Below are 15,307 nucleotides of genomic sequence, written 5' to 3' on the forward strand. Positions count from 1 at the left end.
GACTCCCGACGTGGCCGAGCCGCTGCTGGTCGTCGGCCTGGGCAACCCCGGAGACAACTACGCCCGCACCCGGCACAACCTCGGCTTCATGGTCGCCGACCTGCTCGCCGACCGGCTGGGCTCGAAGTTCAAGGTGCACAAGCGTTCCGGGGCCGAGGTGGTCAGCGGCCGGCTGGCCGGACATTCGGTGCTGGTGGCCAAGCCGCGTTGCTACATGAACGAGTCCGGCCGCCAGGTCGGGCCGTTGGCGAAGTTCTACTCGGTCCCCCCCACCGACATCGTCGTCGTCCACGACGACCTCGACCTCGACTTCGGCCGCATCCGGCTCAAGATCGGCGGCGGCGAGGGCGGCCACAACGGCCTGCGCTCGGTGGCATCCGCGCTGGGCACCAAGGAGTTTCAGCGGGTCCGCATCGGCATCGGCCGTCCGCCGGGACGCAAAGACCCGGCGGCGTTCGTGCTGGAGAACTTCTCCGCCGCCGAACGCGGCGAAGTCCCCACCATTTGCGAGCAGGCCGCGGACGCCACCGAGTTGCTCGTCGAGCTGGGGCTGGAGCCGGCGCAGAATCGCGTGCACGCCTGGTAGGCGCGGGCCGCTGAGGCGCGGCCTAGGTGACCCGCGCGCCGTGAGGCGCGGCCTTAAGTGACCAGGGTGGCGGAGTGCGACCGGCGCAGCTTGCCCGACGGGGTCTTCGGGATGGTGCCCGGGCCGAGCACGACCACGTTGCGCGGCCGCATGTCGACCTCGGCGACCACCTCGCGGGCGACCTGATGCTCGATGCGGCGCACCTCGGCCGGGTCCTGCCACGCGTTGGACTCCACGGCGACGGCGAACGTCTCGCGGGAGTGGCCGGCGTCGAGGCGCACCGCCACGGCGCAACCGGGCCGCACCCCCTCGACGCGACAGGCGGCGCGCTCGATGTCGGTGGGATAGATGTTGCGGCCCGCCATGATGATGACGTCCTTGACGCGTCCGCAGACCACGACGTGGCCCTCCTCGGTGAGATAGCCGAGGTCTCCGGTGTCATACCAGCCGTTCTCGTCCTGCGCCGGGATGAATCCGCCCATGGTCAGGTAGCCGGGTGTCAGCGACTCGCCGCGCAACTCGATGACGCCGACGCCGCGCGGCGGCATCATGTCGCCGTTCTCGTCGATGATGCGGGCCTCGAGGTCCCGCAGCAGCGGGCCCAGGGTGGCCAGCCTGCGGGTGTTGCCCTTGGTGGCGGGCACGGCGCGGCGCAGGGCGGCGAGCAGGTCGGCGTCGACCTCGTCGACGACCAGGCCGGCGTTGCACTCGGAGAACGACACGGCCAGCGTGGTCTCGGCCATGCCGTAGGCGGGCAAAATCGCCGAGGGCCGCAGGCCGAACGGCTTGCCGGCGTCGAGCAGGTCCTCCACGTCGGCGGGTTCGACGGGCTCGGCACCCGACAGCGCGAACCGCAGCGTGGACAGGTCGAAGTCGCCGGGCTTGGCGTTGCGGCGCAGCCGCTTCGCCAGCAGCGCGTAGGCGAAGTTGGGCGCCGCGGTCATGGTGCCCTTGTACTTGTCGATCAGCTTGGCCCACAGCAGGGTGTCGCGCAGGAAGTCCATCGGCGTGACCTTGACCAGCTCCGCGCCGAAGTACATCGGGATGGTCAGGAAGCCCACCATGCCCATGTCGTGGAAGCAGGGCAGCCAGCTCACCATGACGTCCTTGTCGACGTCGTACTGGGCGCCGATGAACATCGCCTCTGCGTTGGAGTAGATGTTGCGGTGGGTGATCTGGACGGCTTTGGGAGATCCGGTCGAGCCGCTCGTCAATTGCATCAGCGCCAGGTCGTCCTCGCCGACCTCGACGGGGTCGATCGGGTCCGACGCCAACAGGTCGGCAACGGTGAGGACCTTGATGCCCTTTTCCTCGAGGACGGGGATGGCGACGAGGAACGGCTCGGAGACGATGACCGCCTTCGCCTCGATCATGCCGATGACGTTCATGGTGTCCTCGGCCCACACGGCCAGGTCGGTGCGCGGCGTGGGCTGGTGCAGCATCGTCAGGCTGGCGCCGCGCATCCACAGGCCCTGGGCCGTCGGGGCGATCTCGACCGGGAAACCGGCGAGCACACCGACCGCGTCGCCGAGGCCTATGCCCGCGGCGGCCAGGCCGCCCGCGATGCGGCGGGCGCGCTCGTGGACCTCGCCCCACGTGTGCCGCACCGGTTCATGGGGTTCACCGGTGACCATGCCCGTTTTCGCGTTGCGGGCATTGCGGTACATCTTCTCGGTAAACCTGCTCACACATACCTCCTCGGTTCCGGCGCTTGCCCCAACGCCCGCGATCTCATATTCCGCCCACCGGGTAACACTTGGGAGCAGGCGCGCAAACACAGTCGGGCAGCGGTTAGGTCTCGAATCGGCGATGAGTCGACGACCTCGTGTCCGACCGCCCGATGAGCCGGGATCGGGGCCGCAGAACGCTGGTGGGCCCGAAGTATCAGTCGTCCGCCGGAAGCACCGGCGGACGACGATATCGAGTGGTCTTGCTCAGTGGTATCCGTCACCGCGGATTATCTTAAACTCCTCTTAGGGAACAGCCCAAACGATTGCGCAATTTGGGGTGATTTTCACACTTCGGTCGGGGCCGGAACCACCCGCGCCCCGGCCACGGGCCCGCTGGCGACCCGCACCGTCCGGCAGACGCCCGCGCCCGACACCTCGGTGCCCACGTCGACCGCCGCGCCCGCCGAGCCGCACAGGAAGGCGCACGTCGGCCCCGAGCCGGACACGATGCCGGCCAGCGCGCCGGCCTCCACGCCGGCGCGCAGGGTCCGGCGCAGCTTCGGGTTGAGACTCACCGCGGCCGCCTGCATCTCGTTGCCCAGCAGGGACGCCAGCTGTTCCGCGTCGCCCGCGGCCAGCGCGCCCAGCACCGGCCCCGGCCCGCCGAGCCGCGGCGGATCCCCCGCCGCCCGGAGCCGGTCCAACTCGCCGAACACGGCCGGAGTGAGCAGCTCGCCGTCGGCGAAGGCCAGCACCCAATGGAAGGTGTTGCGGGACAGAACGGTGGCCAGCTCCTCCCCGCGGCCGGTGCCCAGCGCGGTGCCACCGTGCAACGCGAAGGGCACGTCGCTACCCAGCCGCGCGGCCAGCATGCGCAGGTCGCGGCGGGGCACGTTGAGCTCCCACAGCGAGTTCATGGCGACCAGCACGGCCGCCGCGTCGGCGCTGCCACCGGCCATCCCGCCGGCCACCGGGATGGATTTGTCGATCATGATCGAGACGTCCGGCGCCCGGCCGACGTGTTCGGCCATCAACTCGGCGGCCTGCCAGGCCAGGTTGCGTTCGTCGGTGGGCAGCTTGTCGGCGCCCTCGCCGACCAGCTCGAGCGACAGCACGTCGGCGTTGCGGACCGTCACCTCGTCGAGCAGGGAGACGGCCTGGAACACGGTCGTCAGCTCGTGGTAGCCGTCCTCGCGGCGATCGCCGACCGCCAGATAGAGGTTGACCTTCCCGGGCACCCGGACGGTGACCGACCCGGTGGGCACCCACTGGGCGGCGGTATTGCCGTCAGACATTGTCACCCACCGCAGCAGACTATCGCTGCCCCCGGCCGACTACACGCAGCGGCGCCCCGAAGAAACCGCAGTCAGCTCGGGGAAGGCTGCTGTTCGGTCGTGGGCGGGCCGACCGGGGCCGCGGTGTCGGCCGGTTCGGTCGAACGCCGCAACAGGCGCACGAAGTCCTCGATGGACAGGGTCTCACCACGGCGGGCGGGGTCGATGCTGGCGGCCAACAGCCGGTTCGCCGACTCGTTGCCCGAGCCGGCCCACTCCACGAAGGCGTTGCGGGCCGTCTTGCGGCGCTGCGCGAACGCGATGTCGACCAACCGGAACACCTGACGGCGGAACGCGTCGTCGGTGGGCCACGGGGCGGTGGGGTAGCGATCGATGCGGACCAACCCGGAATAGACCCGGGGAATCGGCCAGAAGACCGTCGGAGACACCGTGCCACACCGCCGGACCGTCCCGAAGAATCGGACCTTGACGCTGGGCACCCCGTACTCCTTGCCGCCGGGCTCGGCGGCCAGCCGCTCGGCGACTTCCGCCTGCACCATGACGGTCACGGTTTGGATGGACGGGAAGCCGGCGAGCAGATGCAGCAGCGCGGGCACGGCCACGTTGTACGGCAGGTTGGCGACGACCGCGTTGGGTTCGGCGGCGAGCTCGTCCGGTCCAAGGGTCAAGACGTCGCGGTTCAGGACGGTGAGCCGGTGGATCTCGCTGTGCGAGTGCTCGGCGACGGTCCGCGGCAGCCGCTCGGCCAGGACGGGGTCGATCTCGACGGCGGTGACGGCCGCACCGCGGTCGAGCAGGGCCAGGGTCAGTGAGCCCAGCCCGGGACCGACCTCCAGGACGTGGTCGGAACGGCCCACCCCGGCGGTCGAAACGATCCGGCGGACCGTGTTGGCATCGTGGACGAAGTTTTGACCGAGGGATTTCCGTGGCCGAAAGTCAAGTTCTTTGGCGAGCCGCCTGATCTCGGTGCGACCGAGCAGCCGGATGGTCAGCTCGCACCAGCTCTTCCGCTGCAGACCGGCCACGCGCCCCAACCCTGACGCTCCCGGGTCACCTCGGCGACGGCGATCTGCTCTTCCCGCGTTGCCAGGTCGGCGCGCGCGGCGAACCGCAGCCCGCCGTTGCGTTCCCAGGTGCCCTGGTCGAACTGCACGCCGCCGTAGTAGCCGTTGCCGGTGTTGATCGCCCAGTTCCCGCCGGCCTCGCAGCCCGCGATGGCGTCCCAGATGGCTCCGTTGCTGACCGGTGGCACGTCGGTGCCGGGCTTGGTGCCGACCCGCACCACCGCATCCCGGGCCGGGGTGATCACCGTGTTGGCGATCGGCAACCGGCCGGTCTCGACGCCGTTTACGGTGGCGACCGCGAACGTGACGTCCTGGGTGCCCGGGCTGCCGGGGTCTTCGACCACCTGGCGGCTCATGTTCATGTCCGGGTCCTCGACCCGACGGGCGTTCGGCGGCAGGGGCATCCGCTCGGTGACACGCTGGATCCGGTTGCGGGTCACCTGGATCTCCATGCCGTCGACGACGGGCGACGCCGCGTTGGGCGTCGCCTGGTCGCCATCAAGCAGCGGCGCACCGGCGGCGCTCAGCAAGCCGGCGACGTTGGGTGCCGGCAGGTGGACCGTGCGGGTCGCGCCGCCGTCGTTGATGCGGACCGTCTTCGCGCTGACGACCGGCAGCGCCATCCCCGCCAGCGGGACCCGGCTGCCGCGGGAGGCCGCGGCCGGGGCGGTGTCGGTCATGGCGAGCTGGGCCAGCGCCTCGTCGACGGTCGACGCCGTCGTCCACACCTGCTTGGTGTCGTGGCCGTCCAGCGAGATCTGCAGCGGACGGCTGCGACGCAACACGATGTTGGTGGCGTCGTGCACCTTGACGTCTCCGGCGGGGTACAGGTCGTCACGCTCGTCGACGGCGAAGCCGTTCTCCTGAACGATGTCGATCACCCGCGACTTCATGGTCGTCACCCGCATCGCGATTCCGTCGACGGTCAGCGTCACCGTCTTGCACGCAGAAACCGCGAATCCGCCGGCGAACGCGAGAACTACCAGCAGCCCTCCGACGACAAACCGCAACATCGGGGACGGGGTCTGATGAAGTTTTGTTAATACGGTCAACGCGCGTCTATCCCGGCCACAGCAAGCACCCCAACGACCTAATCAGCACCAAGCGACAAATAAGGGCCCGGAGGCCCCACCCTTTCGATCACAAGACGGTAACGAACCGGCCAATGTTGAGCAACTCCGGCGCGAGCTTGTCGACGGAATCGACCCGTGTCCCGAGTCAACCGCGAGGCAGCCCGTAGACCCGCCGAGCGTTGCTCGTGGTGGCCTGCGCCAGCTCCTCGGCCGGGCGGCCCACCAGTTCGGCGACCGCCCGCACAGTATAAGGAAGGCAGTACGGCTCGTTGGGCGCCCCGCGGTAGGGATGCGGCGTCAAGAAGGGCGCATCGGTTTCCACGAGTAGCTGCCCGAGCGGTACCAACGGGACGGCCTCCTGCAGGTCGCGGGCATTACGGAAGCTCGCCGTTCCCGACAGGCTGAGCAACCACCCGGCGTCCACGCAGCGGCGGGCCATCGCGGCATCCGACGAGAAGCAATGGAAGATCACGGCGTCGGGAGCGCCCTCGGCCGCCAGGACGTCGAGCACCTCGGCGTCGGCCTCGCGGTTGTGGATCATCAGCGGCTTTCCGCACCGCTTGGCCAGGTCGATGTGCCAGGCGAAGGCGTCCCGCTGGGTGTCCGGCCGCGCGCAGCCGTCCAGGCGCCCGGGCCAATACAGGTCCAGGCCGGTCTCGCCGACGGCCACCACCCTGGGGTGCGCCACCAACCGCTCGATCTCGGCGCGGGCGTCGTCGTCGAGCGCGTCGGCACGGGTCGGATGCAGTGCCACCGCCGCATACACCCGGGAATCCCATTCGGCGGCCCGCGTCACCCAGCGCGCCGATTCCAGGTCGTCGGCGATGGTGACCACCGCCTCCACCCCGACGGCCGCGGCGCGGTCCACGATGGCGCGCACACCTTCGGCGTCCCGCGCTCCGCAGGCGTCGAGGTGGGTGTGGGCGTCGACCAGGGGGGCCAGCGGTTCGGGCGCGGGCGGCGCTTCTCGTTGTCGTCGGTTGGAGCTCACGCGCACACAATAAGGTGGACTCTCGATGAGGCCCTTCTACGTCACCACCGCGATCACGTATCCCAACGGCAATCCGCACGTCGGGCATGCCTATGAGTACGTCGCCACCGACGCGATCGCCCGGTTCAAGCGGCTCGACGGCTTCGACGTGCGCTTCCTGACCGGCACCGACGAGCACGGCCTGAAGATGATGGAGACGGCGGCGGCGGAAGGCATCCCGACCGCCGAGCTGGCGCGGCGCAACTCCGATGTCTTCCAACGCCTGCAGGAGAAGCTCAACATCTCCTTCGACCGGTTCATCCGGACGACTGACCCCGACCACCACGAGGCGTCCAAGGAGATCTGGCGGCGGATGGAGGCGGCGGGCGACATCTACCTGGACAGCTACTCCGGTTGGTACTCGGTGCGCGACGAGAGGTTCTTCGTCGAGTCCGAAACCGCCGTGGTCGAGGGGACCCGGGTCGCGGTCGAGACCGGCACGCCGGTGACCTGGACCGAGGAGCAGACCTATTTCTTCCGGCTGTCGGCGTATGCGGACAGACTGTTGGCCCACTACGACGCGAACCCGGAATTCATCGCCCCGGAGGTGCGGCGCAACGAGGTGGTCAGCTTCGTCTCCGGCGGATTGCGCGACCTGTCGATCTCGCGCACGTCGTTCGACTGGGGTGTGCAGGTCCCCGGCCACCCCGACCACGTCATGTACGTCTGGGTGGACGCGCTGACCAACTACCTGACCGGGGTCGGCTACCCCGACACCGATTCCGAGCTGTTCCGCCGCTACTGGCCGGCCGATCTGCACATGATCGGCAAGGACATCATCCGGTTCCACACCGTCTACTGGCCGGCATTTCTGATGTCGGCGGGGATCGACCTGCCGCGAAGGGTTTTCGCGCACGGATTCCTGCTGAACCGCGGCGAGAAGATGAGCAAGTCGGTGGGCAACATCGTCGACCCGGATGCCCTGGCCGACACGTTCGGGGTGGATCAGCTGCGCTATTTCTTGCTGCGCGAGGTGCCGTTCGGGCAGGACGGCAGCTACAGCGAAGACGCGATCATCACCCGCACGAACACCGATCTGGCCAACGAGCTGGGCAACCTGGCCCAACGGTCGTTGTCCATGGTGGCCAAGAACCTCGACGGAATCGTCCCGGCGCCCGCGGAATTCACCCCCGAGGACACCGAACTGCTCGGCATCGCTGACGGTCTGCTCGACCGCGTTCGCACCGAGTTCGACAACCAGGCAATGCATCTGGCGCTGGAAGCGATCTGGCTGATGCTGGGCGCGGCCAACAGGTATTTCTCGGCTCAGCAGCCGTGGGTGTTGCGCAAGAGCGAATCCGAGGCGGACCAGCAGCGATTCGCGACGGTGCTTTACACGACGTGCGAAGCGGTTCGCATCGCGGCGCTGTTGATCCAGCCGGTGATGCCCGAGTCGGCGGGCAGGCTGCTGGACCTGCTCGGCCAGGCGCCCGGGCAGCGCGGCTTCGACGCCGTGGCGACGCGGCTGGCGCCGGGCACGGCGCTGCCCGCGCCGACCGGCGTCTTTCCGCGCTACCAGGTCGACTAGCCGCTCGCGAGGCGCACGCGAACGGTAACGCGCCCGTCGGCGCCTCGGTGCGCGACGGCATGCCCGGCTCGCTCGACGCCGTCCAGCGTCACCGACATCGGCGCACCGTCGCCGGCGAAGTTGCGCCACCACGTCTTGGCCTCGGGCATATTCGCGGCGATCTCGATCTCGTCGCCGCGGCGACGGTAGGCCACCGGAATCGAAAACGTCCGTCCCGACCGCCGGCCCGTGTACGTGACGAGCGTGATGCTGCGCCTCATTCGCGCGCCGAGGCGCGGCGAGGCCGCTACCGCCGCGACCGGCGCGTTGAGGAGCGGTGCCGCGCGCATCAGCAGGCGCCCGATGTTCTTGCCCACGCTCATTGTCCCGTCGTCCTTTCCAGTTCAGATCAGCAGCGCCAGGCACAACGCCGCGACGGCCAGGCCCTGCAGGGTGGCCCTGATGGTGATCACCCTGTCCCAGTCGCGTTGCAGCCCACGAGCATTGATTGGCTGCCCGGGGTGGTCGGTGCCGGCTGTGAGTTGGCGGTTGATCGGCGCGCTCACGCGCAGGTAGATCAGCAGCCACACCAGCAGCAGGCCGACGGCGGCGCCGGCCGCCCCGGCTTGCGCCCAGCGGCCGGACGCCGCGGCGAGCACCGCGCTGATCGCCGCCGCCGCCAGGCCGAGCACCCCGGGTACCGGCATCCTGCGGTCTCCGTAGCGATGGATGTTCCCCGTCGCCGCGAGCAGGGCTCGATCGTCGACGCGGGCCAGTGCCGGGCGCAGCACCATCGCGCAGAACACGTCGGTGCCGTAGACGACGCCGACGCCCAGCACCGCGAGCGCCGCGAACAACGTTGCGACCATGCCGCACCTCCCGCCTCGGTAAGTGCTAGCAACGCTAACCTCTGGCCTTTCGGGTGTCAATAGCGGTGCTATATTTCGTATCGGCGCTAGAATGGCTCGGTGGCAATCGAAGATCGCCGGGCGCGCGAACGGGCGGCGCGTCGTCGGCTCATCACCGCGACGGCGCGCAAGCTGGCCGAGGACGAGGGCTGGGACGCCGTCACCACCCGCCGGCTGTCCGCCGAGATCGAATACAGCCAGCCGGTCCTCTACAAACATTTCTCGGGAATGGAAGACATCGCCGCGTCGGTCGCCGTCGAGGGATTCGCCGAGCTCGCAGAGGCGCTCGCCGCCGCGCGCGGCGGCGCCACCGACGGCCGGGACGCCTTGGCCCGGGTCGCCCACGCGTTCATCGGTTTCGCCCGCGACAATCCCGCGCTGTTCGATGCGATGTTCACCCGCGCGACCACGCTCGAATTCGCCGCCGCCGACACCCCGGCCGAGCTGACGGCGGCCTTCGCCGAACTGCGGGCGGCGGTGGGCATGGTCGCGGGCCCGCGGGACCCCGACACGCTGACCGAAGTGGTGTGGGCCGCCCTGCACGGCCTGGTCACCCTCGACCGCAGCGCCCGGTTGCGCCCGGACCATCACGCCGCCCGCCTCGACATCCTGATCGACGGATTCTGCGGCGCCACCACACCGCCGGCGTGAGGCCGTCCGCGGCGAGCAAACACCGTGCCGGCGCCGGAACGGAGGAGAAAAACAAGACGATCCGTCACTCCGGGCGGGCGCATCTGCGCGAAGATGTCGTGTATAGCCTATGTTATGCGCCATAATCGGCCGGTGGAGCGACGACGCAACCGGCAGCACGGGGACTCACCGATGACGACCTTGAAGCAACTGCCGGCGTTGGTGGTGCTGGAGCGGATCCCGATCCCGGTGCTGGCGATCGAAAAGGACGGCCGCATCCTGTTTTCCAACGCCGCGTTCGCCGAGATGATGGGTTACGAACCGGAAGAGGTCTTGTCGCTGCGGTTCGATCAGATCTTCCATCAGGCGCCCACCTCCTCCGACTCGTTGTTATCGGTGGTTCATTCCCTGGCGAACATGGTCGTCGAACTGGCGCACAAGGACGGTTCGGTGGTGCGGGCCCTGATGAGCAAGTCGGCGGCGAGGCGGGCCGACGATCAGTTCGTCCTCGCGGTCTTCCAGGACCTGACCGAGCAGTTGTGGCAGGACGACCGCTAGCCGCGGCGAAAGAGGCCCAGGCGCGGCATGCCGCCGGACACCAGTAACCGGAAGCGGCCCAAGGACGCATCGCCGGCGACCGCCAGCCGCGGCAACGCCAGCGGGTCGCTGCGCCGGTCGGCGAAGCCCGCCGACGTGGATAACGCCCAGCGGATGCCGTGGGCGCGCAGCACATCCTTGGCGCGGGCGTCGAAATCCTGTGGTCGCCCGTTGGGATAGGCGAAAATCGTTGGTGTACAGCCGATCTCACGTTCGACCGCGGCACAGGACTCGGCGATCTCCCGCTCGACCTTGCCGTCCTCGCAACGGGCAAGGACGGCGTGGGTCACCGAGTGCGGGTGCAGCGTCACCAAGCCATCGGCGGCCATTCCCCGCGCTTCGTCCCAGGAGAGCATCCGGAATGGACCGCCGTCGCCGTCGTCGCGGTAGCCCAGTGCGCCGAGGACCTTGTCCAGCAGCGTGATCCGCTCCGCGTCGGCCAGGTCTTTCATTGCCTCTACCGCCACCGCGTAGGCCTTGCCGCGGTTGGCGGCGCCGTCGAGCGGGCGAGTGCCCAGCCCCAACGCGGTCAGGTCGACCCCGGCCGCGGTGGTGCGGGCGATCGCGAGCCAGAGCCGGTCGGGCCACAAGGTCTCGCCGGTGCCCATCGGGCCGGTCGCCAGGAAGACCGCCGCGGGTAACCCCAACTCGCGCAGCACCGGGACCGCGTGCGTGGCCAGGTTGCGGGTGCCGTCGTCGAACGTGATCGCCATGGCGCGCGGCGGCAGCGTCCCCCGGGCGAGTCGATCGAGGGCCTCCTCGAGCGGAAGAACGTTGAAATGCCTACGGAGGTATTCCATTTGGCGGCGATACAGCGCCAGGGGGAGCACGTGCCGGCAGGCCGGCGACGGCGGCCGGTCTTGCACTCCGTGAAACATCAGGATGGCGAGCGCGTCGCGGTGTCGCCGCCGGGCGATCGCCGGGAGCCCGGCGGCGCAGAGCAGTGCGGCCGCGACGTTCTTGACGGCCGTGCGCGTCACCGGACCGCTGCCCCGTGGCATCCAGCGCCGAACGCTAGCGGCGCCGCCATGATTCGCGCCTGGTGCGCCACACGATCACCCCGGCGCCTACGACGGCCACGGCGACCCAGCCCGCGCCGAACCACCACAGCCAACCGAGATCCGAGTGGCCCGGCGATCCCGCCGCCGGGCCGGCCGCCGCCGGGTGCTCGACGGTCACCGGCTCCTGTCCTCCCGGTGCGGACACCAAAGCGACGCCTTTGAGGCGTTGCCAGCGCTTGTTGTCGCTGTTGAGCCATCGAAGCAGTTCGTCGAGCTGTCCGGGTGCCCCGTTGGACGTCGCCACCAACAACGACCGCCCGCGATTGAAAACCGTTTGCAGAGAAGCGAACCGGAGTCCCGGGTCCAACGTCAGCCTGGCCGGCTTGCCGTCGGATTCGACGGCGTTGACGGTGATCGGCCCGCTGGGCCCCGCTGACACCGGGAGCGCGACATTCGAGTGGTTCCAGCCGTCGGCGGCGATCAATATCGCGGGGTCCGACGAGTCGATCGCCTGCTGCACGCTGGTGACCGTGGTGAACAGCGGCACGGAACTGATCCGCTGCAGGCCCACCACCAGATTGATCGCCCGCACCGTGTCGCTCAGCGAGTGCGGCTCGATGCCCACCTGCACCCGGGGCATCAACGACTGGGGCACCGATTGAAAGCCGTCCGGTAGCGGCGGCAGGGCGGGGCTGCTCTGAATCGTGCTGTCGCCGTTGATGTTCAACGTGAGGAGCTGGTTTCCCGGGCCCACGGTGTAGAAGTCGCCGCAATGTCCGACGTTGGCCGCGACGTCCATGACCAGATCGAGGCTGGTGTATCGCTGCAGGAGGCGATCCGGCACGTCGACCCACCGGTCGACCGTGCCATGCCCGTCCGTCGGCCAGTGGTCGATGGTCTCCGGGCCGACGTTCACGGTGATCTGACCCCCGATGTTCCCCGGCGTCGGGGTGTAGGACCCCTGCAGGTGCACGCGGAGGTCGTGCACGGGTCTACCGAACTTGGTCTGGTCCAGTCCGATCGACACGCGCGGCTGCAGCGACGTGGCGTTGACGACGGGCTGGCCCAATTCGCGCAACGTGGCGGTGTCGCCGAGTTGTTGCGGTTTGGGTTTGAGCTGTTCCACCGCCGCCTTGGACGACAAAGCCAGCTGTGACACGTCGTTGAAGAGGACGGCCGTGTTCGATTCGTCGGACTGCCCGAGCGGGCCCGACATGAGTAGCCAGGGCACGCCGGCGGCTCCCTGCAGGGAAAGCCCGTTGTCGGGACCCTCTTTGACGACGATCTGGCGTTCCAGCGACTGCGGCGGTGTCGGGGGCGCGTTCTGCCCTTCGGGCAACGGGATAACGGCTATCTCGGGCGACTGCCTGCCGTAGTGCGAGGCCGCGGAGGCGGCCAGCTGGATCGCCGTGTCGGACTCGTTCGGAGACGGCGACTGCGGCAGGAAGATGGACAGCTTTCGCAGCACCGGGGGCAGGAAGTGTGCGACCGTCGTCGGCGGCAGTTCGACCCCGGTGTAGGTGATCGACCCGTTGGTCAGACGCAGCGGGCTCTCCGGGTAGAGGCAGAATCCGTCCAACGGCACGAGGTAGGAACGCAACGTCACCGACAGCCAGTTGTCGTTGACCTCCGCGCCGGCCAGCGGAATGACGATCGGCGACTGGTCGGCGGTGGGCAGGGTCAATCGCGCGATGGTGCGCTCGCCCTGCGTCACGGTGAGCAAGCCGGACCGCAGATTGATGGGCAGTTCGACGGTGGCGTTCAGTGCCGTCGGGGTCAGCCCGTGCAGTACCGGCACCGTCAATTGCTGGCTGCTCGTCAGGCCCCAGAACTCCAGCATGGGAGCCGACCCGATGTCGGTCAGCGACAGGGTCGGCGAGTCCGCCGCCGTAGCCGGCTCGCCGGGCGCGGCCCACGATGGCGGGGCACTCATCACCAAAAATCCGGCCGCAGCGGCCAGCGCCACCACTTTGCCCAGACGTTTCGGGTACATCACCGGAACAGTATGCATTGTCGAATGCGAGTCAAGCCCCACTTACCGAATCACCGTCTCGACGACGGCGAAAAAGGGTGTGGCACATCCGGCCCGGACTTCGCCCGCGTGGAACCCCGGCCGATCAGCGCCCCACGCCGCTGTCCGCCTGGGGGGCGGCGGCCGGGGCGTGTCGCATTACCTCGCGACCGAGGAATTGGCGGAAGTACGGGAGCGACGCCTCCGTGACGGTGCCGGGCAGCAGGAGTTCCAAGATCTGGCGCAGCCGTCCGGTGATGTCCACGGGGTCGCCGGCACTCGGACCGTGGCGTGCTATCGCATTGGATACCAACCGCGTTCCGAACATCGCTCCGACCAGGAACTCGGACAACCCTTCGGGGTCCACGTCGTTGCGGATGTCCCCCTCACGGATCGCTCGCCGGGCCTGGTCGGCGATCATCGCCGCCAGGTCCGCATAAAACCGCGCGGCGGCCTCGTTCAATCCGCTTAAGGCAGAGGCCAATTGCTCGGCGGTGCGAACCATCCGGTCGGAATTGAGCACTTCGACGATGGTGAAGGCGCCGTGCAGCATGTTCTCCAGCCCCGGCGACGACGACCCGCAGACGTTGCGGAAGGCGGTGAGAAGCGCGTCGGAGCCCTCCTGGAGAATGTCGGACGCCAGCGATTCCTTCGAATCAAAGTGGTGATAGAGCGCGCCCTTGGTCATCCCGGTCCGCTCGATGATCGCGCCCCACCCGGCGGCGGCATACCCGACTTCGCCGAACACCTCGATCGCGGCGTCGAGGATCTTCCGCCGAGTGGCTTCGGATCGGACCTGGCGCGGCATTGTCCCTGCACCTCCGAAGTCACGACGGATGCGCCGAGTCGTTTCTCTGCCTCACATCGACCGCCAAGACGTCAAAGATAGCAGCCGGCGTGACGGCGAGCGGACCGTCCGCTCGGCACCGCTTTCGTTACGGCGGACCCTCGTCGGCCGCGCTGGCGTTGACGGCGAGCGCCGCACGCCGCCTTAGGAATTGACGAAAGTACTCGGTCCGGTCCGGTTGCAGGATCCCACCGAGGATGAGCAGCCAGCATTTCTCCAGGTCGAGCAGGAAGCGTTCCGGATCGTCCAGATTGCTGGTCTTGCGCAGCCCCATATGCAGGGACACCATCAGGCGTCCCACGTCGGCGGGATCGCAGCGCTCGTCGATGTCGCCCTGGGCGATGGCCTGCTCGACGACCCCCGACAAGGCCTCCACCCACCCGCACAGCAGCGTGTCCTGCAGGCCCGCCGGCTGCCCGACCGACTCGATCAGATTCAGGCCGGCCCGCACCAGGTCCGTCTTGATGTCTTGGACGGCGATCAGGTACGAGAAGTCGATCAGGGTCTCCAGGCCCGAAAGCCCTCTGGTCAGCAGGTCGCCGACGGCGACGGTCGCGGCGCCGATCTGCTTGTCGATCAACTCCACCGCCAGGGCGTGCTTCGACTTGAAGTGGAAATACATCGCGCCTTTGGTCAGCTGAGCCTCGGCGAGAATGTCATCGAGACCGACGTCGTGGTAGGGCCGGCGCGCGAATTGATGCGAGGCGGCCCGCAGGATCTGTCGCCGCGTCGCATCGGCGCGTCCGTCGGTCGAATGGCTCGTCATCGGACTCGCCAGCTCAGCTCTCGTCGGCCTGGGCGCAGCCCGTGTGCGTGAACCCGTCGGGGACGTTGAGCCCTCCGACGTCGGCGTGGATAGCACGAGCGATCTCCTCGGGGTTCGCGACCCGGACCTGGTCGATCGCCGTCGGGTTGATGAGCACGGAATCCACCTCGGTTCTGCGGTCTAGAGCAACACCGACCGGCCACCCCCGGGCAGTACTTGGGCCACACCTGAGATTAGCAGCCGCGGGCGCCCGAGTTGACGCTCCTGTAAATACCTGTCGTCCAGATCACAGTGTCGTTGCAAACTATTAGTATGTTTTATA

Annotated in this window: 16 protein-coding genes; 4 read left to right on the forward strand and 12 right to left on the reverse strand. The window is 68.7% G+C overall.

The window, feature by feature from the left end; genetic code table 11:
- The first annotated feature begins 10 nt into the window (after positions 1-10).
- On the forward strand, positions 11-586 hold the full coding sequence (gene pth, locus BST44_RS09045; RefSeq protein WP_083176725.1) for an aminoacyl-tRNA hydrolase: 576 nt from the start codon (positions 11-13) through the stop codon (positions 584-586).
- Between the two features lie 53 nt (positions 587-639).
- On the opposite strand, the gene BST44_RS09050 is transcribed toward pth, so the two are convergent.
- The 5 genes from BST44_RS09050 to BST44_RS09075 form a co-directional block, all read right to left on the reverse strand.
- Positions 640-2,274 carry a fatty acyl-AMP ligase gene (locus tag BST44_RS09050; RefSeq protein ID WP_083176726.1) on the reverse strand — a complete coding sequence of 545 codons (1,635 nt, stop codon included), beginning with the start codon at positions 2,272-2,274 and terminating at the stop codon, positions 640-642.
- A 326-nt stretch (positions 2,275-2,600) separates the two neighbouring features.
- Complete coding sequence (locus BST44_RS09060) at positions 2,601-3,557, reverse strand: 4-(cytidine 5'-diphospho)-2-C-methyl-D-erythritol kinase (protein ID WP_208619757.1); 957 nt, start codon at positions 3,555-3,557, stop codon at positions 2,601-2,603.
- A 65-nt stretch (positions 3,558-3,622) separates the two neighbouring features.
- Positions 3,623-4,576 carry a 16S rRNA (adenine(1518)-N(6)/adenine(1519)-N(6))-dimethyltransferase RsmA gene (gene rsmA / locus BST44_RS09065; RefSeq protein WP_083176729.1) on the reverse strand — a complete coding sequence of 318 codons (954 nt, stop codon included), beginning with the start codon at positions 4,574-4,576 and terminating at the stop codon, positions 3,623-3,625.
- Positions 4,540-5,667: a resuscitation-promoting factor gene (locus BST44_RS09070; RefSeq protein ID WP_208619758.1), complete on the reverse strand. Its 1,128-nt coding sequence runs from the start codon at positions 5,665-5,667 to the stop codon at positions 4,540-4,542. The genes rsmA and BST44_RS09070 overlap by 37 nt, the downstream gene beginning before the upstream one ends.
- Positions 5,668-5,833: 166 nt before the next feature.
- Positions 5,834-6,685 (reverse strand): TatD family hydrolase, encoded by an 852-nt coding sequence (locus tag BST44_RS09075; RefSeq protein ID WP_083176733.1) that lies wholly within the window; start codon positions 6,683-6,685, stop codon positions 5,834-5,836.
- Positions 6,686-6,704: 19 nt separating this feature from the next.
- On the opposite strand from BST44_RS09075, the gene metG reads away from it, so the two are divergent.
- Entirely contained in the window at positions 6,705-8,246 is a 1,542-nt protein-coding gene (gene metG, locus BST44_RS09080; protein WP_083176735.1) for a methionine--tRNA ligase, read from the forward strand.
- On the opposite strand, the gene BST44_RS09085 is transcribed toward metG, so the two are convergent.
- Both BST44_RS09085 and BST44_RS09090 read right to left on the reverse strand, forming a co-directional pair.
- Positions 8,243-8,608, reverse strand: coding sequence for a nitroreductase/quinone reductase family protein (locus BST44_RS09085; protein WP_083176737.1), 366 nt, complete (start codon positions 8,606-8,608; stop codon positions 8,243-8,245). The genes metG and BST44_RS09085 overlap by 4 nt on opposite strands.
- A gap of 21 nt (positions 8,609-8,629) precedes the next feature.
- Positions 8,630-9,094, reverse strand: a complete 465-nt coding sequence (locus tag BST44_RS09090) for a DUF1772 domain-containing protein (RefSeq protein ID WP_083176739.1) — start codon at positions 9,092-9,094, stop codon at positions 8,630-8,632.
- Between the two features lie 99 nt (positions 9,095-9,193).
- Here BST44_RS09090 and BST44_RS09095 point away from each other — a divergent pair, with 99 nt between their 5' ends.
- Together BST44_RS09095 and BST44_RS09100 are read left to right on the forward strand one after the other, a co-directional pair.
- On the forward strand, positions 9,194-9,784 hold the full coding sequence (locus tag BST44_RS09095; RefSeq protein WP_083176741.1) for a TetR/AcrR family transcriptional regulator: 591 nt from the start codon (positions 9,194-9,196) through the stop codon (positions 9,782-9,784).
- Positions 9,785-9,955: 171 nt separating this feature from the next.
- Positions 9,956-10,321 (forward strand): PAS domain S-box protein, encoded by a 366-nt coding sequence (locus tag BST44_RS09100; protein WP_083176743.1) that lies wholly within the window; start codon positions 9,956-9,958, stop codon positions 10,319-10,321.
- On the opposite strand, the gene BST44_RS09105 is transcribed toward BST44_RS09100, so the two are convergent.
- From BST44_RS09105 to BST44_RS30065, 5 genes are all read right to left on the reverse strand, one after another.
- On the reverse strand, positions 10,318-11,361 hold the full coding sequence (locus BST44_RS09105) for a polysaccharide deacetylase family protein (RefSeq protein ID WP_083176745.1): 1,044 nt from the start codon (positions 11,359-11,361) through the stop codon (positions 10,318-10,320). The two genes, BST44_RS09100 and BST44_RS09105, sit on opposite strands and share 4 nt — an antisense overlap.
- Before the next feature lie 13 nt (positions 11,362-11,374).
- Positions 11,375-13,372, reverse strand: a complete 1,998-nt coding sequence (locus tag BST44_RS09110) for a hypothetical protein (protein ID WP_083176747.1) — start codon at positions 13,370-13,372, stop codon at positions 11,375-11,377.
- 106 nt (positions 13,373-13,478) lie between these two features.
- Positions 13,479-14,180 (reverse strand): TetR family transcriptional regulator, encoded by a 702-nt coding sequence (locus tag BST44_RS09115; protein WP_083176749.1) that lies wholly within the window; start codon positions 14,178-14,180, stop codon positions 13,479-13,481.
- A 127-nt stretch (positions 14,181-14,307) separates the two neighbouring features.
- A complete protein-coding gene (locus BST44_RS09120) occupies positions 14,308-14,985 on the reverse strand; it encodes a TetR family transcriptional regulator (protein ID WP_083176751.1) in 678 nt (225 codons plus the stop codon).
- 13 nt (positions 14,986-14,998) lie between these two features.
- Positions 14,999-15,142, reverse strand: a complete 144-nt coding sequence (locus tag BST44_RS30065; protein WP_158086646.1) for a hypothetical protein — start codon at positions 15,140-15,142, stop codon at positions 14,999-15,001.
- Positions 15,143-15,307: the final 165 nt, after the last annotated feature.

Source organism: Mycobacterium scrofulaceum (assembly GCF_002086735.1).
In the GTDB taxonomy this organism is placed as follows: domain Bacteria; phylum Actinomycetota; class Actinomycetes; order Mycobacteriales; family Mycobacteriaceae; genus Mycobacterium; species Mycobacterium scrofulaceum.